This window comes from Niabella agricola, assembly GCF_021538615.1.
GTDB lineage: Bacteria > Bacteroidota > Bacteroidia > Chitinophagales > Chitinophagaceae > Niabella > Niabella agricola.
Map to the genome: position 1 here is coordinate 1,943,235 of NZ_JAJHIZ010000003.1, position 22,687 is coordinate 1,965,921.

General features: G+C 47.2%; 25 protein-coding genes. 11 read left to right on the top strand and 14 right to left on the bottom strand.

Annotated features, from left to right (window positions below; genetic code table 11):
* Nucleotides 1–15 precede the first annotated feature (15 nt).
* The 4 genes from LL912_RS13525 to LL912_RS13540 form a co-directional block, all read right to left on the bottom strand.
* Nucleotides 16–489: a hypothetical protein gene (locus LL912_RS13525; protein WP_235554107.1), complete on the bottom strand. Its 474-nt coding sequence runs from the start codon at nucleotides 487–489 to the stop codon at nucleotides 16–18.
* Nucleotides 490–543: 54 nt separating this feature from the next.
* On the bottom strand, nucleotides 544–1,155 hold the full coding sequence (locus LL912_RS13530) for a trimeric intracellular cation channel family protein (protein ID WP_235554108.1): 612 nt from the start codon (nucleotides 1,153–1,155) through the stop codon (nucleotides 544–546).
* Between the two features lie 101 nt (nucleotides 1,156–1,256).
* A complete protein-coding gene (locus tag LL912_RS13535; RefSeq protein WP_235554109.1) occupies nucleotides 1,257–1,715 on the bottom strand; it encodes a DUF983 domain-containing protein in 459 nt (152 codons plus the stop codon).
* 123 nt (nucleotides 1,716–1,838) lie between these two features.
* Nucleotides 1,839–3,122 (bottom strand): UDP-N-acetylmuramoyl-tripeptide--D-alanyl-D-alanine ligase, encoded by a 1,284-nt coding sequence (locus tag LL912_RS13540; RefSeq protein WP_235554110.1) that lies wholly within the window; start codon nucleotides 3,120–3,122, stop codon nucleotides 1,839–1,841.
* Between the two features lie 114 nt (nucleotides 3,123–3,236).
* Between LL912_RS13540 and ispF the strand changes: the two genes are divergently transcribed.
* The 4 genes from ispF (at nucleotide 3,237) to LL912_RS13560 (ending at nucleotide 6,199) form a co-directional block, all read left to right on the top strand.
* Nucleotides 3,237–3,716, top strand: a complete 480-nt coding sequence (gene ispF, locus LL912_RS13545) for a 2-C-methyl-D-erythritol 2,4-cyclodiphosphate synthase (protein ID WP_235554111.1) — start codon at nucleotides 3,237–3,239, stop codon at nucleotides 3,714–3,716.
* 194 nt (nucleotides 3,717–3,910) lie between these two features.
* Nucleotides 3,911–4,351 carry a dUTP diphosphatase gene (gene dut, locus LL912_RS13550; RefSeq protein ID WP_235554112.1) on the top strand — a complete coding sequence of 147 codons (441 nt, stop codon included), beginning with the start codon at nucleotides 3,911–3,913 and terminating at the stop codon, nucleotides 4,349–4,351.
* 96 nt (nucleotides 4,352–4,447) lie between these two features.
* On the top strand, nucleotides 4,448–5,278 hold the full coding sequence (locus LL912_RS13555) for a DUF4292 domain-containing protein (RefSeq protein ID WP_235554113.1): 831 nt from the start codon (nucleotides 4,448–4,450) through the stop codon (nucleotides 5,276–5,278).
* Nucleotides 5,279–5,302: 24 nt separating this feature from the next.
* A complete protein-coding gene (locus LL912_RS13560) occupies nucleotides 5,303–6,199 on the top strand; it encodes a murein hydrolase activator EnvC family protein (RefSeq protein ID WP_235554114.1) in 897 nt (298 codons plus the stop codon).
* A 73-nt stretch (nucleotides 6,200–6,272) separates the two neighbouring features.
* On the opposite strand, the gene queA is transcribed toward LL912_RS13560, so the two are convergent.
* Entirely contained in the window at nucleotides 6,273–7,322 is a 1,050-nt protein-coding gene (queA, locus tag LL912_RS13565) for a tRNA preQ1(34) S-adenosylmethionine ribosyltransferase-isomerase QueA (protein WP_235554115.1), read from the bottom strand.
* A gap of 377 nt (nucleotides 7,323–7,699) precedes the next feature.
* On the opposite strand from queA, the gene LL912_RS13570 reads away from it, so the two are divergent.
* The 3 genes from LL912_RS13570 to LL912_RS13580 all read left to right on the top strand — a co-directional run bounded on the left by LL912_RS13570 (nucleotide 7,700) and on the right by LL912_RS13580 (nucleotide 10,422).
* Nucleotides 7,700–9,019 carry a hypothetical protein gene (locus LL912_RS13570; RefSeq protein ID WP_235554116.1) on the top strand — a complete coding sequence of 440 codons (1,320 nt, stop codon included), beginning with the start codon at nucleotides 7,700–7,702 and terminating at the stop codon, nucleotides 9,017–9,019.
* Nucleotides 9,020–9,150: 131 nt separating this feature from the next.
* A complete protein-coding gene (locus LL912_RS13575; protein ID WP_235554117.1) occupies nucleotides 9,151–10,152 on the top strand; it encodes an SPFH domain-containing protein in 1,002 nt (333 codons plus the stop codon).
* A gap of 27 nt (nucleotides 10,153–10,179) precedes the next feature.
* Nucleotides 10,180–10,422: a hypothetical protein gene (locus LL912_RS13580; RefSeq protein WP_235554118.1), complete on the top strand. Its 243-nt coding sequence runs from the start codon at nucleotides 10,180–10,182 to the stop codon at nucleotides 10,420–10,422.
* A 13-nt stretch (nucleotides 10,423–10,435) separates the two neighbouring features.
* On the opposite strand, the gene LL912_RS13585 is transcribed toward LL912_RS13580, so the two are convergent.
* From LL912_RS13585 to LL912_RS13595, 3 genes are read right to left on the bottom strand one after another with little or no spacing between them, the layout of a single operon-like run.
* Nucleotides 10,436–12,163, bottom strand: coding sequence for an ABC transporter ATP-binding protein (locus LL912_RS13585; protein WP_235554119.1), 1,728 nt, complete (start codon nucleotides 12,161–12,163; stop codon nucleotides 10,436–10,438).
* Nucleotides 12,163–12,549 (bottom strand): hypothetical protein, encoded by a 387-nt coding sequence (locus LL912_RS13590; protein ID WP_235554120.1) that lies wholly within the window; start codon nucleotides 12,547–12,549, stop codon nucleotides 12,163–12,165. Before LL912_RS13590 ends, LL912_RS13585 begins: the two co-directional genes overlap by 1 nt.
* Nucleotides 12,550–12,564: 15 nt before the next feature.
* The gene (locus LL912_RS13595) at nucleotides 12,565–13,335 is read right to left on the bottom strand and encodes an AMP nucleosidase (protein ID WP_235554121.1); all 771 of its coding nucleotides are present in this window, start codon (nucleotides 13,333–13,335) and stop codon (nucleotides 12,565–12,567) included.
* A gap of 165 nt (nucleotides 13,336–13,500) precedes the next feature.
* On the opposite strand from LL912_RS13595, the gene LL912_RS13600 reads away from it, so the two are divergent.
* A complete protein-coding gene (locus tag LL912_RS13600; protein WP_235554122.1) occupies nucleotides 13,501–13,947 on the top strand; it encodes a type I restriction enzyme HsdR N-terminal domain-containing protein in 447 nt (148 codons plus the stop codon).
* Here LL912_RS13600 and LL912_RS13605 read toward each other — a convergent pair.
* Nucleotides 13,921–14,811 (bottom strand): 3-hydroxyacyl-CoA dehydrogenase family protein, encoded by an 891-nt coding sequence (locus tag LL912_RS13605; RefSeq protein ID WP_235554123.1) that lies wholly within the window; start codon nucleotides 14,809–14,811, stop codon nucleotides 13,921–13,923. The two genes, LL912_RS13600 and LL912_RS13605, sit on opposite strands and share 27 nt — an antisense overlap.
* A gap of 102 nt (nucleotides 14,812–14,913) precedes the next feature.
* Here LL912_RS13605 and LL912_RS13610 point away from each other — a divergent pair, with 102 nt between their 5' ends.
* Nucleotides 14,914–15,396 carry a ribonuclease domain-containing protein gene (locus LL912_RS13610; protein ID WP_235554124.1) on the top strand — a complete coding sequence of 161 codons (483 nt, stop codon included), beginning with the start codon at nucleotides 14,914–14,916 and terminating at the stop codon, nucleotides 15,394–15,396.
* Between the two features lie 5 nt (nucleotides 15,397–15,401).
* Nucleotides 15,402–15,680: a barstar family protein gene (locus LL912_RS13615; RefSeq protein WP_235554125.1), complete on the top strand. Its 279-nt coding sequence runs from the start codon at nucleotides 15,402–15,404 to the stop codon at nucleotides 15,678–15,680.
* A 3-nt stretch (nucleotides 15,681–15,683) separates the two neighbouring features.
* On the opposite strand, the gene LL912_RS13620 is transcribed toward LL912_RS13615, so the two are convergent.
* The gene (locus LL912_RS13620; RefSeq protein ID WP_235554126.1) at nucleotides 15,684–16,322 is read right to left on the bottom strand and encodes a carboxypeptidase-like regulatory domain-containing protein; all 639 of its coding nucleotides are present in this window, start codon (nucleotides 16,320–16,322) and stop codon (nucleotides 15,684–15,686) included.
* A 104-nt stretch (nucleotides 16,323–16,426) separates the two neighbouring features.
* Here LL912_RS13620 and LL912_RS13625 point away from each other — a divergent pair, with 104 nt between their 5' ends.
* Nucleotides 16,427–17,497: an Mrp/NBP35 family ATP-binding protein gene (locus LL912_RS13625; RefSeq protein ID WP_235554127.1), complete on the top strand. Its 1,071-nt coding sequence runs from the start codon at nucleotides 16,427–16,429 to the stop codon at nucleotides 17,495–17,497.
* Between the two features lie 100 nt (nucleotides 17,498–17,597).
* On the opposite strand, the gene LL912_RS13630 is transcribed toward LL912_RS13625, so the two are convergent.
* The 4 genes from LL912_RS13630 to LL912_RS13645 form a co-directional block, all read right to left on the bottom strand.
* Nucleotides 17,598–18,209, bottom strand: a complete 612-nt coding sequence (locus LL912_RS13630; RefSeq protein ID WP_235554128.1) for a hypothetical protein — start codon at nucleotides 18,207–18,209, stop codon at nucleotides 17,598–17,600.
* A 5-nt stretch (nucleotides 18,210–18,214) separates the two neighbouring features.
* Nucleotides 18,215–19,105 carry a hypothetical protein gene (locus tag LL912_RS13635; protein ID WP_235554129.1) on the bottom strand — a complete coding sequence of 297 codons (891 nt, stop codon included), beginning with the start codon at nucleotides 19,103–19,105 and terminating at the stop codon, nucleotides 18,215–18,217.
* 84 nt (nucleotides 19,106–19,189) lie between these two features.
* Nucleotides 19,190–22,207 carry a hypothetical protein gene (locus tag LL912_RS13640; RefSeq protein ID WP_235554130.1) on the bottom strand — a complete coding sequence of 1,006 codons (3,018 nt, stop codon included), beginning with the start codon at nucleotides 22,205–22,207 and terminating at the stop codon, nucleotides 19,190–19,192.
* On the bottom strand, nucleotides 22,197–22,679 hold the full coding sequence (locus LL912_RS13645) for a DUF4280 domain-containing protein (RefSeq protein ID WP_235554131.1): 483 nt from the start codon (nucleotides 22,677–22,679) through the stop codon (nucleotides 22,197–22,199). The genes LL912_RS13640 and LL912_RS13645 overlap by 11 nt, the downstream gene beginning before the upstream one ends.
* Nucleotides 22,680–22,687: the final 8 nt, after the last annotated feature.

Below are 22,687 nucleotides of genomic sequence, written 5' to 3' on the forward strand. Positions count from 1 at the left end.
AATCGGGTAAGCGCATCAACTTTTCCTGAATACTTCCAGCACCTTAATGTTCAGTCGTTTTTGAGGATAGGGATAAGCCGCCGCGCAATTGACACAGTTTTTATTCCCGGTTTCGACCACCTCAAAATTAAACTCGTCTCCTTCATTGATACGATCGTCAAAATCACAGAAGTTTTCAACGCCGAAAGCGTACGAGTACTTTTCCTGGGTAAACGGGTTTGTCCATATAGAATCAACCAGGCGAAGATCGATTGCTCCTTTTACGAGCGTAAGCGTATATGCGCTGCACATGCCTTTTTTTGCCAGCCGGGCCCGCGGCGTCCCCGTTTGTTCAATCTTTACAATTTGTTTAGGATTGTTTTTTTGTGGCTCTTCTGTCACTGATCTTTTTTGCGTTTCTTTCGTGCATTGAAGCGCTGGTAAACAGATCACGATAAAAATAATGAACCTGGCTATCTTCCATCTGCCGGCAAGAAAAAGGTTTATCATACTGTATACTTTTAGTAAATATATAAAAAATACTATACGTATGCCTCTTTATAATTAATACCGCATCCTTGGAAAAGACAATTGCTTTTGTACCACAATGATCCGGGTGGCGACAATAATGGCAATAACGATAAATTTACTAATATCCGTATTTACCCGAAAATGCAGCAGCAACAGGTAAATGGCACCCCCAAAAATGCAAACCGTAGCGTAAATCTCTCTCCTGAAGATTAGGGGAATCGTATTTAAAAGAATGTCGCGGATAATGCCGCCAAAGCAGCCGGTAATGGTTCCCAGGGCGATGCAGATCCCGGGGTTCAATTCAAAATTAATCCCCTTCTGCAAACCCACTACGGTAAACAATCCCAGTCCGAGACTATCAAATAAAAAAAGCGTAACCTTCAGTTTCCGGATATAGGTCTTAAAAATAATGGCAGCAATGGAAGTAACCAGGATCACCAGGCATACCTGCACATCCCGCATCCAGGCTACAGGCGTATCCCCAATCAGCATATCGCGGATTGTTCCCCCACCCACCGAGGTTACAAAAGCAATGATCAGCACGCCAAATACATCCAGCTTTCGCTGCATAGCGGAAAAAGTACCTGAAATCGCAAATGCAATGGTGCCCAGTATCTCGATGATTTCGGATGTATTGGAGAACATACTTTTAAAATCTTAAATTTTAAATGGCGAATGTAAGTCATGTAGGGCTGCAACTAAAACGGATGAGTAAAAGCTAAACGATGGGCGCCGGAACGCGCGGCTCACCAGTTATTGCCCTGCTCTTCATTCATCCGCTCCGAAACATCATCCGGTTTGGTATGCCGCCAATCCGGATCGTATTTTACAAACCAGGAAAGCCATAAGCTGCGGGAAAAACGCATCAGCCAGGGTTGCAAACAGATCAATCCTACAGAATTAAAGATCAGCCAGTAAATAAACCGGTTGTCTTCTGTCGAGAAACCAATGATCAGCCACCAGAGTAAAGCGCTGATCACCGTAAGAAATACGGCCAGGAAATAACTCACATAACCGGTTCCATAGTAAAATCCCACTTCTATTTCGGTAGGCTGCCCACAAACTGGGCAATGCGGATTCATTTTCAATACGTCTTTTAGCCGGAGGGCAAACGATTTCTCAAATAATTTTCCTTCACGACAACGCGGACAATAACAGCCCAGCACCGTTGCCAGATACCCCCTGCTGCTTTTTTCAGGCTCCATAATTTACCTGTTTAAAACACAAAGGTACGATTATCAGTTTTCAGCTTTGAGAATTGAGAGCTGAGTTTAACATCAAGTGTAAAACAGGATCCACGTTAAACCTGAAACCTTGAACATAGAACATCAAAGTGCTTCCAGCACCCGCTCCATTTGCGAACTGCGGCTTCCCTTCACCAGCAGCAGGGCATTTTCCGGCCGATGCGCCCCGAGCCATTCAGCGGCCTGGCTGGAATTTTCAAAATACCGGTACCGGCCTTTATAGGGTTCAAAAGGTTTGCCCACCAGGATCACATCGCTCCAGGAATGCTGTCCGATAAGCTCTATCATCTGTTGATGCTCGGCTTCGGTTTCCGTACCCATTTCCGCCATCGCACCCAACACCAGTACCTTGCTTTTGCCCTCCATCTTTGCCAGGTTTTCGATGGCCAGCTTCATACTGCTGGGGTTTGCATTGTAAGCATCCAGGATGATCTGGTTGGAGCCCTTTTCCATCAGTTGACTGCGGCTATTAGATGGTGTATACCCCTCAATAGCGGCAATTATTTGTTCCGGTGCCACATTAAAATGCCAGCCCACAGCAACCGCAGCCAGTACATTGGGCAGGTTGTAATCGCCCACGAGCCGGGTACTGATCAGAGCGGTAAAAGGCTGCTCCAGTTTAACGGTAAGAAAACCGCTTTGTCCGGTGGCGGTTCCGGTCACATCCGCCGCTGTAGTACCATAACGCACAATATGCGCGATGCCTTCACTCATATTCCGCAGATAATCATAATCCCACATGACAAATGCCGTTCCATCCCTGCGTTCTCTTAAAAAATCATATAGTTCTCCCTTTCCTTTCTTCACACCTTCGATGCTACCGAAGCCTTCCAGGTGCGCCTTGCCCGCATTGGTGATCAGGCCGTGTGTGGGCCGGGCTACCGCACAGTATCCCTTGATTTCTCCAAGATGGTTCGCCCCCATTTCGATTACAGCCAGTTGTGCATCGCCTTTTATTTTCAGCAGGGTAAGCGGCACCCCGATATGATTGTTGAAATTGCCGGCTGTGGTATAGGTTTTATAAGTGGTGCTCAGCACCGCGTGGATGAGTTCTTTTGTAGTGGTTTTGCCATTGCTGCCGGTGATGGCAATTACCGGAAATGAGCATTGCGCCCGGTGATAGGCCGCCAGTTGCTGCAAGGCCTGCAATACATCCGGCACCAGGATCGTTTTACCCGGGATCTCGAAAGCAGCCTCATCGATGATTACGTTTGCGGCACCGGCGTCGACCGCCTGTTGTGCAAACTGGTTCCCGTTAAAGTTCGGCCCCTTCAATGCAAAAAACAGTTCACCTTCCCGGATCTTGCGCGTATCCGTTTGAACATCGGGATGGTTCAGATATACCTGGTATAAAGCTTCCGTATTCATCAAACAAAAATAGGCCTTGTTGAGGTTTTATATTTTAAACCCCGCCGGAATTTTAAGTCCCGGCTGGATTATCATTATATTTTAGCTATCTTAACCGCATTAACAACAAAGTATATGAGTTATAGAATCGGATCCGGTATCGATTTTCATCAGTTTGCGGAAGGGCGCGATCTCTGGATCGGCGGTGTCAAAATCCCCCACCACCAGGGAGCCCTGGGCCACAGCGACGCCGACGTGCTTCTGCATTCCATCTGCGATGCCTTGCTGGGTGCACTAAGCCTCGGGGACATCGGTGTACATTTTCCGAATAATGATCCGCGGTATAAGGATATTGATAGCAAGATTCTCTTAAAAGAAACGGTTGAGCTCATTACAGAAAAAGGATATGTGGTGGTGAATATAGACAGTACCCTTTGCCTGCAGGAACCAAAAATCAAAAAATTTGTTCCCGCCATGCAGGAAACCATTGCCGGCATACTGGGAATTGCCAATGGAGACGTTTCGATAAAAGCTACCACCACGGAAGAAATGGGGGCAATCGGCCGGCAGGAAGGATTGATGGCCATGGCGACTGTATTGTTACAGAAAAAATAAAGACTACGCATGGCAACATGTGCTGTAAAACAGCAACAGTGAGGATTTTTTGCCCCACGGAAGCGGCGCTACACAGCAACAGCTTTTGCGCGAAAGTTTAACGCAGGACTTCGGCTTGTCATCCTGTCTGGCGCGCCCTCTTTATAAATGTTAAAGTAATATAATTTTCGTACGAAGCCTTTATCTTTGTTGCAATGGCAGTTGAAATAAAAATCATCAATCAATCATCCAATCCGTTGCCGGGTTATGCTACAACAGGCGCTTCAGGCATGGATGTAAGAGCGCATCTGGAAGCCCCTGTTACCCTGAAGTCCCTGGAACGCGTATTGATCCCTACCGGAATTTTTATGGAGATCCCGGAAGGATACGAAGTGCAGGTACGGCCCCGGAGCGGTTTGGCCATCAAGCAGGGATTAACCTGCCTCAACACTCCCGGCACCATCGATGCCGATTACCGCGGAGAAGTAAAAGTTATCTTGATCAACCTTTCCAATGAAGAACAGGTAATTCAGCATGGCGACCGCGTTGCGCAGCTCGTAGTACAAAAAGTAGAGCAAGCGGAGTGGATAGAAGCTGCATCGCTGAGCGAGACCGTGCGAGCAGCGGGAGGATTTGGCCATACCGGCAAACAATAACGTATCTCTTTTCAAATGTATCTCTGCCAGTCGGCTATTTTAATAAATAGTTGCCGGGCAGTTTTTTCTTTTCAAACGCATAAGAAACCGTAACACATGAAGTATTTTACCACATTTGCTGCAGCAGTCCTGATCCTTGCCTCCTGCAATTCCGCAAAGAGGGCGCAGCGAACACCTCCGCCCGTTGTTACCGATTCTTCTGTAAAAGTAGAAACCGCATCAACCGAGGATTCCGGCTTAAAAAAAGACTCCGCAGCAATGGAAACCATTTCTGTTGTGCTTGAAAAGCTCAATCATATTGATTATTCCACCTTCTCCGGAAGGGCAGGCGTTACCTATAAAGCAAAAGGCGATACGAAAAACTTCGATATAAAACTCCAGATCCATAAAGACAGCCTGATCTGGGCATCGGTGATCGGGCCCCTGGGTATTGAAGTAGCCCGGGGTGTAATTACCCAGGATTCCGTTCGTATAATTAATAAGTTGAATAAACAATATATTTCCTCCAGCTACGTTTATCTACAGGAGCAACTGGGACTACCGCTTGATTTGGGTACGCTACAGGATCTTCTGGTTGGGAATCCGGTCTTTATCGACAAAACCAACAGCAGTTATACCAAGCAGGATGATACGCTCCAGGTAACCAGTCGCACACGGTTTTTCAGGAACCTGCTCAGCGCCCTGCTGCCCGACTACCTGCCGGCAGTAAGTAAATTGGAGGATGTGGATGCGGAAAGAAACCGCTCTGCTGAACTGACTTACGGCGGCTATGAAAAGGCGGCCAATGCCCGGTTCCCGAAAGCAAGAACGATTCATGTAAAATATAAAACAGATATAGAAATTCAAATGGACTTTAAGTCCTATACCTTTAACGAGGCGTTAAATACGCCCTTCTCGGTACCAAAGGGTTACAAAACCAAAAAGTAACCTGCTAAAAATTTTGAGTGCTTTATGTTTAGAGTAAAAAATTGGCTATGGGTAGGCTTTGTGCTTTTGAGCGGAACCGGCTTTGCCCAGGATGATGTTAAAACCACTTTACGGAAAGAGCGGGCGCAGATCCTGAATGAAGTAAACGAGATACAACGTACTTATAATAGTACTAAAACGGTTTCCCGGGAAGCGATGGTACAGCTAACCACATTGAACCGGAAGATTGAAGGCCAGGAACGTTTCGTTGTTAGCATGTCGCGTCAGCCCGGTTTCTTTAACCTCGAAGAAGTACAGGATAACGACCGTGAGATCAGCCGCATTAAAAAATCCATCGCAACCCTCCGCGATCATTATTACCATCCGGAAGCGAATACGCCTCCGGTAGCCAAGGCCCCGGCAGAAGAACCCGCTCCGGAACCGGTTCCTCAGCGGCAATACCCGGTGTTGCCGCCCCAGCATCATACCACTTACCCGGCAAGCAATGCCGCTTTAACCGGTGATTTCGGGCTTTACCGGGGACAAATCCCTTATCCCCTGGATAAAGGGACCATTACTCAGGGCTTTGGCCGGTTTAAAATTGAAGGCGCCGGCCCGGATATTGTAGGCGACAATCCCGGCTGCACCTTTTCCGCGCCGGTAAGTACCCCCGTTAAAGCTGTTTTCGAAGGCGATGTAATCAGCGTTTCAAAACTCAGCGGTATGTTTTATGTGGTGATCCGTCATGGAAGATATGTTACGGCCTACAGCAACCTGGCCAGCTCATCGGTTGTAAAAGGTTCAAAAGTGAAAGCGGGTCAGGTCATCGGATCCGTAGGGCGTGATGAAGAAACCGGCTATGGCAAACTGGACTTTATCCTGATGCTCGACGATAAAAACCTGGACCCCAAAACCTGGTTCCTTCCCATACCACAGCAATAAAAATTTCTTTACAGCATAGAAAAAGCAGGTCGTTGGACCTGCTTTTTTATTATGGTAAATTCCGAAAACAGCGTTAAATAATCAGCAACGCATCTCCGTAGCTGAAGAAACGGTATTTATCTTTTATTGCTTTTTTGTACGCTTCAATGGTCAGTTCGTAGCCGGCAAAGGCGCTGGTCATGATCATCAGGCTTGTCTTCGGCAGGTGAAAATTGGTCACCAGTGCATTAGCAATATTAAAATCATATGGAGGATGAATGAACATATTCGTCCAGCCCTCGGAAGGCTTTAACAGCTTCTGCGCTGTGAAAGACGACTCCATTGCCCGCATGGTCGTAGTGCCAATAGAGCAGATGCGGCGGTTGCCTTCCTTTGCCTTATTTACAATACGACAGGCCGTTTCATCAATATGATAATATTCAGCATCCATTTTATGCTTGCTCAGGTCCTCCACCTCAATTGGGCGGAAAGTGCCCAACCCGGTATGGAGTGTTACTTCTGCAAAACGAATGCCTTTGATCTCCAGGCGTTTAATCAGTTCACGGCTGAAATGTAACCCTGCAGTGGGTGCCGCAACGGCGCCCTCATGCTTGGCATAAACAGTCTGGTAGCGCTCCTTATCCTCGTCATCAGGCTTCCGTTTGATGTATTTGGGAAGTGGGGTTTCGCCCAATGCTTCCAGCTGTGCTTTAAATGCCTCTTCGGATCCTTCCCAAAGGAAGCGGATGGTACGTCCGCGGCTGGTTGTATTATCGATCACCTCAGCAACCAACTCCTCATTCTCTCCAAAATACAGTTTATTTCCTACCCGGATCTTTCGGGCCGGATCCACGATCACATCCCATAGACGGTTCTGTTTATTTAGTTCTCTTAAAAGGAATACTTCAATTTTGGCGCCGGTTTTTTCCTTCCGACCATACATGCGGGCCGGAAACACCTTGGTATTGTTTACTACAAAAACATCCTTGTCATCAAAATAATCCAGGATATCGCGGAAATTTTTGTTCTCCATTTGTCCGGTTTGGCGGTGCACCACCATCATACGGGCATCTTCTCTTTTCTTGGTGGGATGTTGCGCAATAAGGTTAAGAGGTAGGTCAAATTGAAATTGTGAAAGCTTCATTCTACTGTTTAACGGTTTTAAATATCAATACCCAAAAACAGGCGAAGCCGGGGGAGAAGTTTTGAACAAACTGGGAACCAGTATGTTTTATCCTTTCGATCCCCGGTCTTACGGCACCGGTTTTCGATTTGTGCGTGCAAAGGTACTATATATCCGGGATATTAAAATATTTTTCTGGAAATCCCAAATCGGTCCTTTTTTATTTCAAACAGCCGGTTACACCCGGTTTTTATAAAACCTCCATCAAAAATCAGCCCAGTTGCAGCCCCGATACTTGATCTTTGTTAAGTACCGGTTGTTTGGCTGCCGCTCTTTGAGTTTATTCTTCATATTTTACGATATTTGTTTCCTGCACGTTGTGCTTCCGGAATCGATCTATGGCTAAACAAATAAAAGCAATCAAATGCCCCCAATGCGGCAGTGTAAAAGCAACCGAACTAAAACCCGATTTTTACCGGTGCAACAGCTGTGGCACTGAATTCTTTCTGGACGATGATGATATCAACATCAATCATCATTACCGGAATACCAATCCCCAACCGGCTATCAACCCCGAATGGGTAAAAAGAACCGCACTCACCATTATCATTGCCCTTACGGGACTGGTCTTGCTGATGACATTATCCCGGATGTGCAGCCGGCAAAAGAGCGGTTTTACTGCACAAACCGCTTCCGGCTCAAAGCAGCAGTGGGCCGATGCCGAGGTATTCTATCTTGAAAAACCGGATGGAAAACCGGTTTATGTAATTGCCGGCCTGAGGGAACGGAACTATAGGGAAAAAGAACATCCCTTGTACATCGGGTTTTATGATGCGCTGACCAAAAAAGAAATCAAGCTTACGGAGTTGCCGTTAAAAGTTGATCGCTTCGATGGGAAGTTTAAGTATTTCAGCAACGGTACCTTATACTTTATTATTAACAGCAAAAAACTGTTTACTATCGACCGGCAGCTGCTCACAGCGGCCGAAGTGCAACCCGACACCTATAAAGACCTGCCGGATCTGCAGCCGGGGTTCGCCAAAATAGAGTATGGATATGACATGGAAGATGATTTTTTCAAGGTAATGAGCAATGCCGGAAAGGAGCTGTACTATTACCCTATTATCTCCAAAACCTATGAAGGCTATGATGAACATATAAAAGCAGAACGGGCCGATAATTTAATGCCGCCCAATTCGCCGGTTATTACCCGGTTTGCTTTTTCTTCCCAGAATTCCGATTTTAAGGAAGAAAAAATACAACTGGTAAAATACCGTCAGCAGATGACTCCGGGCTACCCCATAGACCGGGCCCTCTTTGGCTGGCAAAAAGATTACCAGGTAGGATCGGGTATTTATGTAGGCGACATTCCCTATAAAAAAGTATTTATCGGCAGTAGCTGGAAAAAATGGGCCCGTGTACTGGATTTCCAGGACTTCTCTCCCGGGCGCCTGTACTTTAGCCCGCAGGTACTGGGCTATAATGCCAAGGCCGTACTCATCAGCTTCAAAGCCACACCTGCCGAGGACGAAAAACAATCCCTGCAGGCATTGGACGCTCAAAGCGGCAAGATCCTTTGGACGGTACAAACCACCGAATCCTATGCCCAGGACAATGCACTGATTCTTAAGGATGGCTACTTTATTAAGCTAGGCAGCAAAGCCGTGCTATACGGCGCGGATGGCAAACAGGTATCGGAAATGAGTTACCGTGATTAACAGGAACGGTTATCGATAAACCTAAACAACATGAACACTAAGAAAATCGCATCAAATCCATTTAAACTTTGCTGGCGCACCGGCAACATCCGTGATCCGTATCCCGTATTGATGGCAAAAAAAATAACCATATGAGTCTTTTTAACCTCTTTAACAATCAACTTTCAAAAGTGATACAGTGGGAAAACCAGTCTCCGCAATTACTCTGGTACCGGTTCCCGTCCAAACAAAATGAAATCAAAAATGCCAGCAAGCTGATTGTGGCCCCCGGCCAGGGCTGTATCCTGGTATATGAAGGTGCTATCGCCAACGTTATCGACACCGAAGGGATCTACAATCTGAAAACAGATAATCATCCCTTTATTACCACGCTGTTAAACCTCCGCCAGAATTTTGAAAGCGAACACAAACTGTACATTTACTTTTACCGGAAGGCCCAGGTGGTAAACCAGGCCTGGGGCACCGCAATGCCGGTTAAGTATATAGACGCTGTGTACAATATTCCCATTGAAATGGGTGCCAATGGCAATTTTTCCTACGTCATTGCCAATCCGAAGTTTTTTTATACAGAAATTATCGGAAGCAGAGAAACCTATACCACAGATGAAATGCGCGCGGTAATAGCCGACCGTATTCCACAACTGATTGCTACGGCCCTTTCCGAACAACGATACGCTTACCAGGAAATAGACGCCCAGCTCCATTATATCGCACAACAGCTGCTGCGCATCCTGAATGAATCCTTTACAGAGCTTGGATTACAACTGACCGATTTCCGCATCACCGGTACACAGTTTGACGAAAAAACGCAGGAGCGGATCGGCCGGGTAGCAGATATTACGACTGATGTAAAGGCGGCCGGACAGGCAGGGCTGGATTATACTGACCTGGAGAAACTGCGCGCACTACGCGACGCCGCACGCAATGAAGGTGGGTTGGCCGGGGCCGGTGTACAGTTTGGCGCCGGCATGGAACTTGGTAAAAAATTCAATCAGCAGACCGACGATCTGCTTAATAAAAGCAATAGCGGGGCCGTGGAAAAACTGCGAAAACTAAAATTGCTTCTCGACGAAAAAATCATTACCCCTGCAGAGTTTGAAGAAAAGAAAAAAGAGTTGCTGGGGCAGCTTTAATTTATTGTATCCGCTCAATAAAGCATTATGAAGTACATTACCGGTATTCTTGCAACAGCTTTTATATTATGCATTACAGCCTATTTAACCCTAAGCGTTTGGGGTATCAACCCGGTTGACCCCGCTCATCTGCGCAAAGCATTGATCACCCTGGGCATCCTGGTTGTTGCCGCTTTTTTATTGGTGCTGCTGGTACCATTCTTTTTCAAAAACCATTCAAAAGGATACCAGGAAAACGGAAACGGCGTGGCCCGTCCCCGGCGTTCCTGAAAACAGCAGGCAGTTACCCCGAAAGACGGTCCTGAATTCCTCTGGGAATAGAATCGATCAGTTTTTTTGTATAAGCGCTTTGTGGATTTTCATATATGGCTTCTGCAGGCCCGCTCTCTTCGATCCGGCCTTTGTTCATCACAATGATCCGGTCGCTGAAATAGCGCACCACCGAAAGATCATGACTGATAAAGACAATTGTAAAACCAAATTCTTTTTTCAGGTCGTTCAGCAGGTTCAATACCTGGGCCTGTACGCTTACATCCAGGGCTGAAACCGATTCATCGCAAATGATAAATGAGGGACGCAGCGCCAGCGCCCGGGCAATCACAATGCGTTGCCGTTGCCCTCCGCTAAACTCATGTGGATACCGGTGGTAGTGCTCCGGAAGCAATCCGACTTTCTGCAACAATAGTTCCACGGTTCTTTTTCTGGCCGCGGCATCCGGCTCTATATGGTGTACCTTCAGTGGTTCTTCTATCGCCAGCCCGATCTTCTTCCTCGGGTTTAATGACGAATAAGGATCCTGGAAAATAATCTGCAATTGCTTCCGCAACCCGCGCAGTTCGGCTTTTCCAAAAAGCATCATATCTTTTCCCCGGTAATTGATTTTGCCGGAAGTGGGAGGCACCAATTGCAACAGCGTGCGGCCCAATGTTGTTTTTCCGCAGCCACTCTCTCCTACCAGGCCTAATGTTTCATTCTCAAAAATCTCAAAGCTTACCTCGTTTACTGCTTTTGTATAGCTCAACGGCTTTCCAAGCCAGTTACGTTCGCGGGGAAACCAAACAGAAAGCCGCTCTACTTTTATCAGACAATTTGCGGGAAAGGCGTTCTCCGTTTGTTTTGCGGGAGAAGGGCCTGCCGGTGCGGCCGCATCTTTTGCCGCAGGACCCACAAAATCGCTGACCACCGGAAGCCGGGTACCTCTTTTATGATTCACAGGTCTGCAGGCCAGCAAGGCCTTCGTATACGGGTGCTTCGGATTGCGAAATAATGCTTCCACTGATCCCTCTTCCATGATCTCTCCTTTGTATAATACAACAGCCCGGTCGGCTATTTCCGCTACCACGCCAAGATCATGTGTAATAAAAATAACGCCCATACCGGTTTCCCGCTGTAACTCTTTGATCAGCTGCAACACCGTTTTCTGTACCGTTACATCCAGGGCCGTAGTAGGCTCATCGCAAATCAGCAGCCGGGGCTTACAACACATCGCCATGGCGATCATCACCCGTTGTTTTTGCCCTCCACTAAGCTGATGCGGGTACCGGTTATAAATAGCCGCCGGCTCCGGTAGCTGTACCCGCTCAAACCATTGTATCGCCCGAACCCTGGCCTCCTCCCTTGTTACCCGGGTATGGATCCGGATAGCTTCAGCTACCTGATTGCCGCAGGTATAAACAGGGTTCAGGGAGGTCATCGGCTCCTGGAAGATCATAGAAATGGCATTTCCCCTGATCGCCTGCAGGGCCTCCCGGCTTTGCTGCAACAGGTCAATGCTATGGCCATCTTCTGTATAATACAGGATGGCGCCCCCCGCATATTTGACCGGTGGTGATGGAATGAGCTGCAGCACCGATAAAGACGTTACCGATTTACCAGACCCCGATTCGCCCACCAGCGCCACGATCTCATTTGAATGTACCGTCACTGAAATCTTTTTCAGCGCATGATTCACTACATCACCGGAAACAAAATCAACCCTCAGATCCCGGATGTCCAACAAAGGCTCCTGCATTACTGGATTACTTTAATATTGAGCTTCTTTTCGGGGGTAGGATAAAAAGCCATACACACGGCACACTTGGAGTCCTTTTCTGCAGGAATAATCTCAAAATAAAACGTATCCCCTTCTTTTATATTCGAAGGAAAATTACAGGGATTGCTGATGCCGAAAGCTTTCCAGTATGTTTTGTTGGTTTGTGGATTGGTCCAGGTAGCCTCCACCAGCGACGGGTCTACTCTTCCTTCAATTACGGAAAAAGTATAGTTGGAACACATACCCGCCACTTCAAACCGCGCTTTCAGTTTGGCACTTCCGCCTTTGGAGGCTTTGGAAGAACAAGCAGTAAATGCCTGAAACAGTACCACCAGAACAATCAATCCAGATAAACTTTTTTTCATATACTTTTTTTTAGATTAGAACCGCAGATGCCGTACCGTTTGACCGTTATTGATCAGCTGCTTTAATGAATCAATACCGATCCGGAGATGATTTTCCACATACTTTGCTGTTACTTTTTTATCGCTTTCCGCGGTCTTTACACCGTCGGGGATCATGGGTTGATCACTCACCAGCAAAAGAGCACCGGTGGGAATCTTATTATAAAAACCAACCGTAAAAATCGTGGCCGTTTCCATATCCACGGCATAAGCACGGATGCGCTGCAAATAAGTTTTAAACTCCTCATCGTGCTCCCAAACGCGGCGGTTCGTTGTGTAAACAGTACCTGTCCAGTAATCGGTTTTAGCCTCGCGGATGGTGGTACTTACAGCTTTCTGCAACGCAAACGCCGGCAGGGCCGGAACTTCGTGGGGGAAATAATCATCAGAAGTGCCCTCGCCCCGGATGGCGGCGATCGGCAAAATCAGATCTCCTACCTTATTCCGTTTTTTCAGACCGCCACATTTGCCCAGGAATAAAACGGCCTTGGGAGCAATGGCGGTCAGCAGATCCATAACGGTAGCTGCTGTAGGACTTCCCATACCAAAATTAATGATGGTAATATCTCCGGCTGTTGCACATTGCATGGGCTTATCGAGCCCTACCACCTCTACGTTGTTCCATTCCGCGAAAAACTTTACATAGTTGCCAAAATTGGTCAGCAAAATATATTCCCCAAAATTTTTCAGACTTTCTCCCGTGTACCGGGGCAGCCAGTTTTTTACGATCTCTGTTTTTGTTTTCATCCAATTTCTTTTAATTGAAGATGCATTTTTGTGATTTCTGCCTTTATTGCGGCCCGGTAGTATACGTTTCAGGGCGAGACACAGACAGCCCATAACCCCCGCTTCCTGCAACATTATTCCAAATTTTCATTCGCATAGCTAATTTAACCATTATTTTTGGATCAAATGATACGCATTCAATATCCGGAACCCGAGTTCAGGATCGAAACCCGCAATGGTCAGCCGCATATTTTTGATGCATTGCGGAGGAAATGGCTGGTGCTCCAGGATGAAGAATGGATCCGCCAGAACTTTATACACTATCTTTTACGCAATATGCGTTACCCCAAAACACTGATCGCATTGGAAAAAGAGATCCGGCTGGGGGAATTAAAAAAACGGTTCGACATTCTTGTATACGATCCGGAGCACCGGCCCTGGATGCTGATTGAGTGTAAAGCCGAACAGGTGCTGTTAAACGATGCCGTACTGAACCAGGTATTGCGGTATCATATCGCATTACCCGCGCAATACCTGGTCATTACCAACGGCAACCTCACTTATGGCTGGGAAAAAACATCCGGCGGCTTAACGCCCATCGATGCGCTACCGGAATTTCTCGCTCACCACTAAGTCCTTTGTGCCATGCGCATAGGTATAAAACCCTTCACCGGATTTAACACCCAACCGGTTGGAGGCAACCATATTGACCAGCAGTGGGCAGGGCGCATATTTGGGATTCCCAAATCCTTTGTGCAGTACATTTAAAATTGACAGGCATACGTCCAGCCCGATAAAATCCGCCAGCTGCAGGGGACCCATCGGGTGCGCCATACCCAGTTTCATAATGGTATCGATGGCTTCCACACCGGCCACTCCTTCATACAAACTATATACCGCTTCGTTGATCATGGGCATCAGGATGCGGTTGGCAATAAAGCCCGGGTAGTCATTGGCCAGGGCCGGTATCTTGCCCAGCGCTTTACTGAGGTCAACAATAGTGGCCGACACTGCGGTGCCGGTTGCATACCCGTTGATCACTTCCACCAGCTTCATCACCGGAACGGGATTCATAAAATGCATCCCGATCACCTGTGCCGGGCGGCTGGTAACCGATGCAATTTTTGTAACAGAAATCGAAGACGTGTTGGTAGCCAGGATGCAATGCTGCGGTGCTGCTCCGTCGATTTTTCTAAACAGTTCAAGCTTTATTGCTTCATTTTCCGTGGCCGCTTCCACCACAAGGTCGGCACCTGCCACCCCTTTCTGCAGATCTGTTTCCAGGGCGATCTGCTGCAATGTTTCCTGCTTTTGCTGCTCTGTAATCATTCCTTTCACCAGCTGGCGGTCCAGGTTTTTTTCAATGGTCTGAAGTGCTTTATCCAATTGCGCGGCGGCCACGTCAATCAATACCACATTATACCCGGTTTGCGCAAATACATGTGCAATCCCATTGCCCATAGTGCCTGCACCGATAACGGAAACATTTTTGATCATAAAGAATACATTTATTATTTACTAAGATATAAAAAAGCCGACACCCGGCGTTACATCGCAATTTTTACTGTAGGTTTGTCCTGTGTACTAAAGCCATAAAAAATGCAAAAACAAAACAGGTGGCGGGTGCTGCTGCTGGTGGCTGTTATTGTGCTGGGCTATTTCTGGTGCAAACACCGGAGTTCCGATGCACCGGTACAGCCCGGCGCAGCATCATATGTGCCCGCAGACGCGCAGCCTCAATCAACGGCTTCTATTGAAACACTGACCAGCGAAGCCGTTGTGGTCCCCTATATAAAAAAAACAGGGCAGCTTCCGGACTGTTATATTACCAAACAAGAAGCCCGGAAAAGGGGATGGAACCCCTCCGAAGGTAATCTTTGCGAAGCACTTCCGGGCAGGGCCATCGGCGGCGATGTTTTTACCAACCGGCAAAAAGCCCTGCCCGTAAAAAGCGGCAGAACCTGGTATGAGGCGGATTTAAACTATGCCTGCGGCCGGCGCAATGCGGACCGTATGCTATTTTCGAGCGATCGCCTGGTTTTTGTAACAAAAGATCATTACCAAACATTTGAGGAAAAATAAGTGATATGAAAGAAATCATTTTTGATTTTGACCGGATCGGTACAGAAGCAGACTTTTACAAAACGGCCGTAACGCAACTGGCGCTCCCGGATTTTTTTGGAAACAACCTGGATGCGCTCTATGATGTACTTACCGGCGCTATTGAACTTCCCGTAGCAATCCGGTTTGTAAACCTATCGCTGGGCCAGCTCGAAAAATTTGATGAAATTATTGCCGTATTCGAGGATGCTGCGGTAACGTTGGAGGAGGCCTTCAGCTTTGAATATTATCTCAAAAAACCTTAGTCCTTATTTATTTTTGAAATCGCCCCGCTTCCATGACTTAATGAACTCAGACCAGGCGGCCGGGTTAAATATATTCATCGGCGGTATCTGCCCCTGGTAGCGTGCTTTCTGGGATATCATGTTCAGCTGCATATTGGTAACTTCACGCCCGTCATAAGGCGTTTTCTTTAACATGGCACGTTGCATTTCCTTTGTATTGTTCTTCCGGATAATCTCCATCTCATCATCCGCTACACGCACGTTTACAAAATCACGGGCAAACTGTTCCGGCGTCGGGCGCGGCCGGATAATGGCGGCAGGAAGGTAAACCGTATCCTCGGTCATCAATACAACCATGTTGTATTGGTTTCCTTCCAGGTCGCGCGGAATGGGCTTTATGATCGGTTTATAGGTCACATGTGAAAATTCGATCTGGTCGCCTTTTAGTACCGCTATCGAAAACACGCCATCGCTATTTGTTATGGTTCCCCGCGAAGAACCTTTGACAGTAACACTTACCGAAGGAATTCCATACAGGCTGTCGGAGGACATTACGATCCCAAAAAGCTGGATCACCGAATCACGTGCCTTCTCAAACTGGGCATTCGCAGTTGATGGGATAATAAATAATAAAACAATAACCGGTATGATTATTTTCTTCACAGCCTCAAATTTAAGTAACGATTTGTAAATAAGACAACAAAATGCCCAATAGGATGTTTAACTTTGCGGATTGTAGTGAATTTAACATAAGCTTTAGTAAAAAAATGACAAAAGAACTTGTTTTACAGGCATTGAGTACGGTTCATATCCCCGGATCTCACAAAGATATTGTGGCGCTTAACATGGTAAGAGATCTTGTGATTGAAAAATATTATATTTCTTTCAATATCGACCTGCCCAGCCCGGATGCACAGTTGAAAGAAAAAGTAAAATCCGATTGTATTCAGGCCATTAAAGCACAGGTAAATGAAAAAGCGCTGGTAAAAGTGGGATTTGGCAGTGCTGCACCCAAAGCACCGGCTGCTGCCGCTGCACCTGCCAAAGTATTGCCCGACGTCAAAAATATTATTGCGGTGGTGAGCGGAAAAGGTGGTGTGGGAAAAAGTACCGTTGCCGCCAACCTGGCCCTGGCGCTCGCTCAATCCGGTGCTGCTGTGGGGCTGATGGACGCCGACATTTATGGTCCGAGTGTTCCCATCATGTTTGGGGTTCGGGGAGAGCGTCCGATGATGAAGGATGTAAACGGCAAGGGCATGATTGTACCTCTGGAGCGTTTCGGCATTAAGCTTTTAAGCATCGGGTTGCTGGTAGATGAAAGTAAGGCTGTGGTATGGCGGGGGCCAATGGCCAGCAGCGCCATTAAACAGTTCATTACCGATGTAGATTGGGGCGAACTGGATTATCTTATCGTAGACATGCCTCCTGGTACCGGAGATATTCATCTTACCCTGATGCAGATTGCTCAGGTAAGCGGCGTCGTAATCGTAAGCACGCCCCAGGATGTGGCACTGGCCGACGCTAAGAAGGGTATTGCCATGTTCGGACAGGCACAGCTAAACGCGCCCATTATCGGACTGGTGGAAAATATGAGCTACTTTACGCCTGCGGAGTTGCCGGATCACAAATACTACATCTTCGGACAGGAAGGCGGAAAACGCCTGGCCAGCGAATACGACCTTCCCTTTTTAGGAGAAATACCGTTGGTACAGGGCATCCGTGAAGGAGGCGATATGGGCATACCGGCTATGATGAGCGATGATGAAATTACTAAAGCTGCCTTTAAATCATTTGCGAGGGAAGTGGCGCAGTTTGCGGAAAAAACCTCGAGAAGATAGCCTTGCCATACACATTGTTGATTGCCATTGAGGCAATATACGATGGGGTACAGCGATCAGCCATCAGCGATGTATTTATGAATGGTCCCAATTGCTTTTATTATCTTAATGCCGCCTTCAGCATACTCCTGTACCGGGGATTTAGCAGCACATACAACAAGAGATCAAGCAGTGCCTTTCCCAGAAGGAAGGATTCCGGTGCCTTATCCAGCAAGGGCAGCAACACAAACAGCGGCACAATGATCCGGAAATAAGGCTTTAGAAAAACGGAGGACAGTCCTCCCCCGGCATTTGTATAATTTCGCATATTATCAAAATAATAGGCAAAACCTGTAAGTACCAGGGCGCCCAGCATGAATGCATCCGGCATTGTAAACCGCCCGGATAAATAAATCCAGCCAAACGCAACAACGTGCATCATCCCATAGTGCATCGCAAAAAGAACGGCAGTGATGGTACTTCCTTTTTGCGGGCGTTCTGCATGATCTGATTTATTGTTAACTGCCTTTTTTTTTGATTGCGCAATCAGTGGTACGTTCTTTAAAAACAGGAACCAGGCAATACCCAGCAATGCGCTCTGAATGATCTGCGTGGAAACAAAGGAGGAAACGTATTCTGTGTCATTTTTAAGATGCATTGCCAGGAAACCGTAAAACAGTACCTGCCACCAGAACAGCGGGTCACGAAGCAGTTTTTTGAAAACGGTGCTCATGGATGTTAGCGGATCAATTCCAGATGACCAACCCCCGCCGGCTTATGAAACATGGCCTGCATCGCTTTTATTTTCCTTCTTCCGTTTTTTGAATAGCGTATCCGAACAACAGGTTCATCAATATTTGGGAAATCGCTCCTGACAAGGGCTACCAGCCGGCCATTACCGAAAATTTTCAGCTTATATTTTTCTATAGGCAAAAACTCAGCATCGGGCAGGTCAAAAACCTCGGCATAGGCAGTATAGTTCTCCATACTTCCAGCCTGGTCATCGAAATTTGCCTGTTGGGTCTCCTGTTCTTTTTTGTACACCATTTCCTGGATGCCGTTCATATCTTTATTTCTAAAAAGATCCAGATAACGCTGATTGACTTCAACCAGCTCCTGCAGCAATTTTTTTTCATCCTCTTTTGTCAGATCCTCACTATTGTCCCATCCCGGAAGCGTATAAGGAACGGCGGCATTAAATTCGCCCTCAAATGCGGCCAGCGGTTTCCCGGCAATTGCAGACAGACTGGCTGGTTCCTGCGGTGAAATGGCAATAAGCCGGTCCGGCGGAGCTGAGGGTCTTACCCCTTTTCCGTCGGGTGTATCCTTTAATCCTTCCATTTCGATATCAACGAGCAGGTTGCGTGAAAGCGTATTATCCTGTTTCCCGTTTAGAAATGCAGGATATAAAATAAGTTTCCACTTTTGTTTGCCTGGTTTCAGGATGGCATTGTTTACAGGTGTGCTGGTATTGAAGGTACCGTTAGCATTACCAAAATAATACTCCACCAGTACATCATTTACATAAAACTCAAAGCTGGAAGCTCCTACCTGTATATTAGCCCGATACTCAATTGCCTGATCTTTAAACTTAACCTGTTTGTAAATATCCTTTATAGAAGTTGTCATCCTTGTGCTATTTTGAGCGCAGGAGGTAAGAGCGCATCCCCAAACCGCCAATAATATTATTTGCTTTAATTGTTTCATAATTCTTTAAAAACTACCGAACCGGCAGACCGAAATCAGCGATTCATCCTTTTTATCAATCGCCTGCCAGGTAATGGATCCTCCAACACCGGCACTGGCGGCTTCCACTTCCTCCTCGTCTTTATCAAGTGATATACTTCCTTTGGCAGATCCCTTTCCAACAATCACCAGCCCGTCAAAATTACCATAAATATTTGCGAAAAAGCCCTTATTATCGGCATCTATTGCGGCCCTGGACTTCCATTTTGCCGTAGCCGAAGCCTCCCCGTTCAGTTCTCCCTGTACGGTTACAAATACCAGGTGCTTTTTCTTCTTTAGTTTGATCTGCACCTTTACCGTAACATCCACATCGCCGGTAACCGTTGCCACTGATTTGTCGTTGGTGCTCCGGTCTTCCCTGTTAAACGAGTTCTCCTTCGTAAGTGTATTCAGGAATCCGGTAAGGGTTCCTCCTATTGTTCCGGTAGCCCGGAGCTCGGCAACAATTTTGCTTCCATCGCCAATCAGGCTAAGGGTAAGATCTGCAATGGCGATCACAGCAAACGCTATCGGGTGCAAACGCTGTGCCAATGCCAGGAAATCGAGGTAAATGGAAGCACCCAGCAAAGGAGCAAAACCAATATTCCCCGTGAGCAGCACGCCTACTTTCCGCCGGTGTTCTTCGGACTGGTTATCATTTGAATTAACCAGCTTCCAGCTAAAGCTCCCTTCAAAGGCGGGCCAGAAGAGGTCGAAGCCAACAACTGTTCTCTTTGTGAGCCCACCCAGGTTCCGCTCGGTACTCCGCTGGATGGACTCCATATCTTTGCGAGCCTGCCGCTGTTCCCGGCTGCCCGGCTCCGCATTTCTGTATTTTTCTTTTGCCGTTTCCAGGTGCCGGATCTTTTCTTCCATTTTCCGCTGGTCTCTTTCCCGGTCCTGGATTTCAGACTGCTGGCTCCTGGAGTACGACTGCAGGGTGCTTTCTGCTTCGGGGTCTCTTTGCCCGTTGCTGTTCTTTGGAGAAAAGAAAGCTTCCATGAATTCGATAAGTACCTTAATCCCTTTTAACCGCTCCTCCAGGTTCTTTTTAAACTCTTCAGAAAACTCCACTTCATCCTTACCATCCCACTTTGCAGAAAGCGCCACTCCCCATTTTTTTTCGCCGAGCGAAGACCATTTCATCCGGTTCATTTCCCGGCGATGTCTTGGATTTCGCTGGATGGAATTACTAACCACACGCAGTGATGTGCCCCTGTTTTGTTCCTGTTCAAAATCGCCGTCACCGGCATCATACTTGTTAAAATTGATCGCAAGCTTCCACTCAATGTCCGGGTAAGTAATGATCCTTACATGCTGGTCGTAACGGCAGGTAGCGGCGCGGACAACATAAGGTTTTCCTGCGGCATTGTTTCCCAGCCAAAAATAGCGGAAGGCATACGGGAACACAAAGCTCTGAACGCCCAGGTTGATGGCAATCGGTTCCCGGTTGTATATAAAACGGGCATCAAACTGAATCTTTCGATTTCCATCCGAAGGAGGTGTATAGACTTTTAACGCTACCTGGGATTTCAATTTTTGCTCTTTGCTGCTGGCACCGCCTGCTAATACAGATTCGCCCTTGGTTGTTCCGGAAAACGTTACCGAAGTTTTTTTTTCCTTTCCTTTTTCGGCTGCCGGGCCTTCCGGCTCGGGATGTCCCACAATGGTAAGGCTATGTCCCTGGTGCTTGGGAGTACTGATGCAATCGCCGGGATCATTAAACAGTTCTTCCAGCGAAATGGTGATCTGTTTAACATTCGCTGTTTCTCCGGCTACCACTTCAAATTCTTTCAGCCGCTGATCATCCGGGTTGGTGCTCTTTTCATTAAAAAGCGTAACGGGCTGCCGCTGTACCGTTTTGCCATCGGGGCTTTTTTCATCCGGCAATTGTGCCACAATCCGCTCGTACCTGCATTGCTGAAAGGCGCCCACATTCATCGCAAAGTCTTTTGCCAGAACCGGCTGGTTGCCTACATCCGATAATTTGGATTCCACAACGGACTGGCTTTCCTTAACCTCGATGAAAGCGCTCCTCAGAGCTGTTTCACGTTTTAATTTTACACCCGAGATGGTAGGATAAATTTTCAGATAACGGGCAAGGTCGAATCCATCAAACTTCCAGAACGGATCGATGTACACTTCAATCTGTGCACACTGGATGTACTGACCCGGAGCGCCCTCCAGGGTGGAGAGCTGTTCTTGGATCAGCGTGGCCACATTTGTTTTTTCCGAAATAACCTCGGCACCTTTGAATTCGGTGTACTTCACCGTTCTTGCCACCACTTTCAACGATTTATCCGGGGTATTGCTATCCGGAGATTTATTAACCGGAACGCCATTCTGTCTTGGGTACGCGGGTAAATCATCATCGCTGTTGACACCGGAATCGCTGTCGCGAAACTGCACGGTAATGTCGTTCAGGTACAGCCCCTTGGTATACACCATCAGGAAAACGGTTTCGCCAAACCTGACTTCCTTTCCAGTAATGATCTCACCAGGCTCGCTGACCTCCTTTCCATCAACCACTTTATTCACTAATTTTCGCCATTCCACGCCCAGCAGATCCGGCTCTCCAACGGCGCAAACAAAAATCCCATTCAGCGGCGACCCTGTGGGTGTTCCCCTGTAGGCCTCCAGCCAAACCAGCCCGCCACCTTCCAGTATTTTAGGAAATGAGATCTGCTTGCCCGATTTTGGTAGCCCTGCATTAAATGAACGGTTCCGGTCTCCATCCGTCAACCCTTCTATGGCGGCGGCCGAAGTGGCAATACGCCAAACCCATTTAACATCTTCATAGCCCGAAGCTGCATCTGCCGGCGCAACGCTGCCTTTGCTTTTTGCCCCCTTCTTGGGAGCAGCCTTGGGGGCGTTTATCAGATCCGCTACTGAAACAGTAAAATTTCCTGCTCTTTTTAAAACCAGCACACGGTTCTTGCTATCAAATACCTGGTCGCCGCTGATTACCGGCACCAGTTGAATCGACTGATTATTCTTAGTTTCCATTAGCTGATTGCTTTTGTGGCAAACGGGTATATCCGATCTCTTCCAAACCCACAAAACTGAAAAAAGGATTTAATATTTTCTGCGTATGATCATTTGTTTTTTGCCCGGAAGATGCATGCACATTTGCCGTTTGCCCATGAAAACTGATTTCCACACAGGGGCTTCCACTTACCGCGCAGATCGCCTTGCTATCTTCCAGTAAAGGCATGCCGCCATTTTCCATGGTCAGCTTATCATGAAATCCCTGCCATTGCGTAATAGCCGGCTTACAGGCACTCCTGGTTATTTTGCAGGCTCCAAAGGTATTGGCTTCAAAGGGCTGACCAATATCCATCGTATTGGCAATTGCCTTTTTGCCGGGTTCATTCTCATTGATAAAGAAATCTGTTTGCTTTACTTTAAGCTTATCCGGCGTAGTGCCGAATTTACACTGGCAAACAGCGCCATTACAAACCAGGTGTTTTTGACTCATGCTTTTGT

Coding starts and splice junctions, on each gene's coding strand:
- LL912_RS13635 (WP_235554129.1), bottom strand. CDS start 19,105: ATGACAACTTCTATAAAGGATATTTACAAACAGGTTAAGTTTAAAGAT.
- LL912_RS13600 (WP_235554122.1), top strand. CDS start 13,501: ATGATACGCATTCAATATCCGGAACCCGAGTTCAGGATCGAAACCCGC.
- LL912_RS13640 (WP_235554130.1), bottom strand. CDS start 22,207: ATGGAAACTAAGAATAATCAGTCGATTCAACTGGTGCCGGTAATCAGC.
- LL912_RS13645 (WP_235554131.1), bottom strand. CDS start 22,679: ATGAGTCAAAAACACCTGGTTTGTAATGGCGCTGTTTGCCAGTGTAAA.
- LL912_RS13575 (WP_235554117.1), top strand. CDS start 9,151: ATGAGTCTTTTTAACCTCTTTAACAATCAACTTTCAAAAGTGATACAG.
- LL912_RS13585 (WP_235554119.1), bottom strand. CDS start 12,163: ATGCAGGAGCCTTTGTTGGACATCCGGGATCTGAGGGTTGATTTTGTT.
- LL912_RS13570 (WP_235554116.1), top strand. CDS start 7,700: ATGGCTAAACAAATAAAAGCAATCAAATGCCCCCAATGCGGCAGTGTA.
- LL912_RS13595 (WP_235554121.1), bottom strand. CDS start 13,335: ATGAAAACAAAAACAGAGATCGTAAAAAACTGGCTGCCCCGGTACACG.
- LL912_RS13525 (WP_235554107.1), bottom strand. CDS start 489: ATGATAAACCTTTTTCTTGCCGGCAGATGGAAGATAGCCAGGTTCATT.
- LL912_RS13590 (WP_235554120.1), bottom strand. CDS start 12,549: ATGAAAAAAAGTTTATCTGGATTGATTGTTCTGGTGGTACTGTTTCAG.
- dut (WP_235554112.1), top strand. CDS start 3,911: ATGGCAGTTGAAATAAAAATCATCAATCAATCATCCAATCCGTTGCCG.
- LL912_RS13540 (WP_235554110.1), bottom strand. CDS start 3,122: ATGAATACGGAAGCTTTATACCAGGTATATCTGAACCATCCCGATGTT.
- LL912_RS13615 (WP_235554125.1), top strand. CDS start 15,402: ATGAAAGAAATCATTTTTGATTTTGACCGGATCGGTACAGAAGCAGAC.
- LL912_RS13560 (WP_235554114.1), top strand. CDS start 5,303: ATGTTTAGAGTAAAAAATTGGCTATGGGTAGGCTTTGTGCTTTTGAGC.
- LL912_RS13530 (WP_235554108.1), bottom strand. CDS start 1,155: ATGTTCTCCAATACATCCGAAATCATCGAGATACTGGGCACCATTGCA.
- ispF (WP_235554111.1), top strand. CDS start 3,237: ATGAGTTATAGAATCGGATCCGGTATCGATTTTCATCAGTTTGCGGAA.
- LL912_RS13625 (WP_235554127.1), top strand. CDS start 16,427: ATGACAAAAGAACTTGTTTTACAGGCATTGAGTACGGTTCATATCCCC.
- LL912_RS13535 (WP_235554109.1), bottom strand. CDS start 1,715: ATGGAGCCTGAAAAAAGCAGCAGGGGGTATCTGGCAACGGTGCTGGGC.
- queA (WP_235554115.1), bottom strand. CDS start 7,322: ATGAAGCTTTCACAATTTCAATTTGACCTACCTCTTAACCTTATTGCG.
- LL912_RS13605 (WP_235554123.1), bottom strand. CDS start 14,811: ATGATCAAAAATGTTTCCGTTATCGGTGCAGGCACTATGGGCAATGGG.
- LL912_RS13555 (WP_235554113.1), top strand. CDS start 4,448: ATGAAGTATTTTACCACATTTGCTGCAGCAGTCCTGATCCTTGCCTCC.
- LL912_RS13610 (WP_235554124.1), top strand. CDS start 14,914: ATGCAAAAACAAAACAGGTGGCGGGTGCTGCTGCTGGTGGCTGTTATT.
- LL912_RS13630 (WP_235554128.1), bottom strand. CDS start 18,209: ATGAGCACCGTTTTCAAAAAACTGCTTCGTGACCCGCTGTTCTGGTGG.
- LL912_RS13580 (WP_235554118.1), top strand. CDS start 10,180: ATGAAGTACATTACCGGTATTCTTGCAACAGCTTTTATATTATGCATT.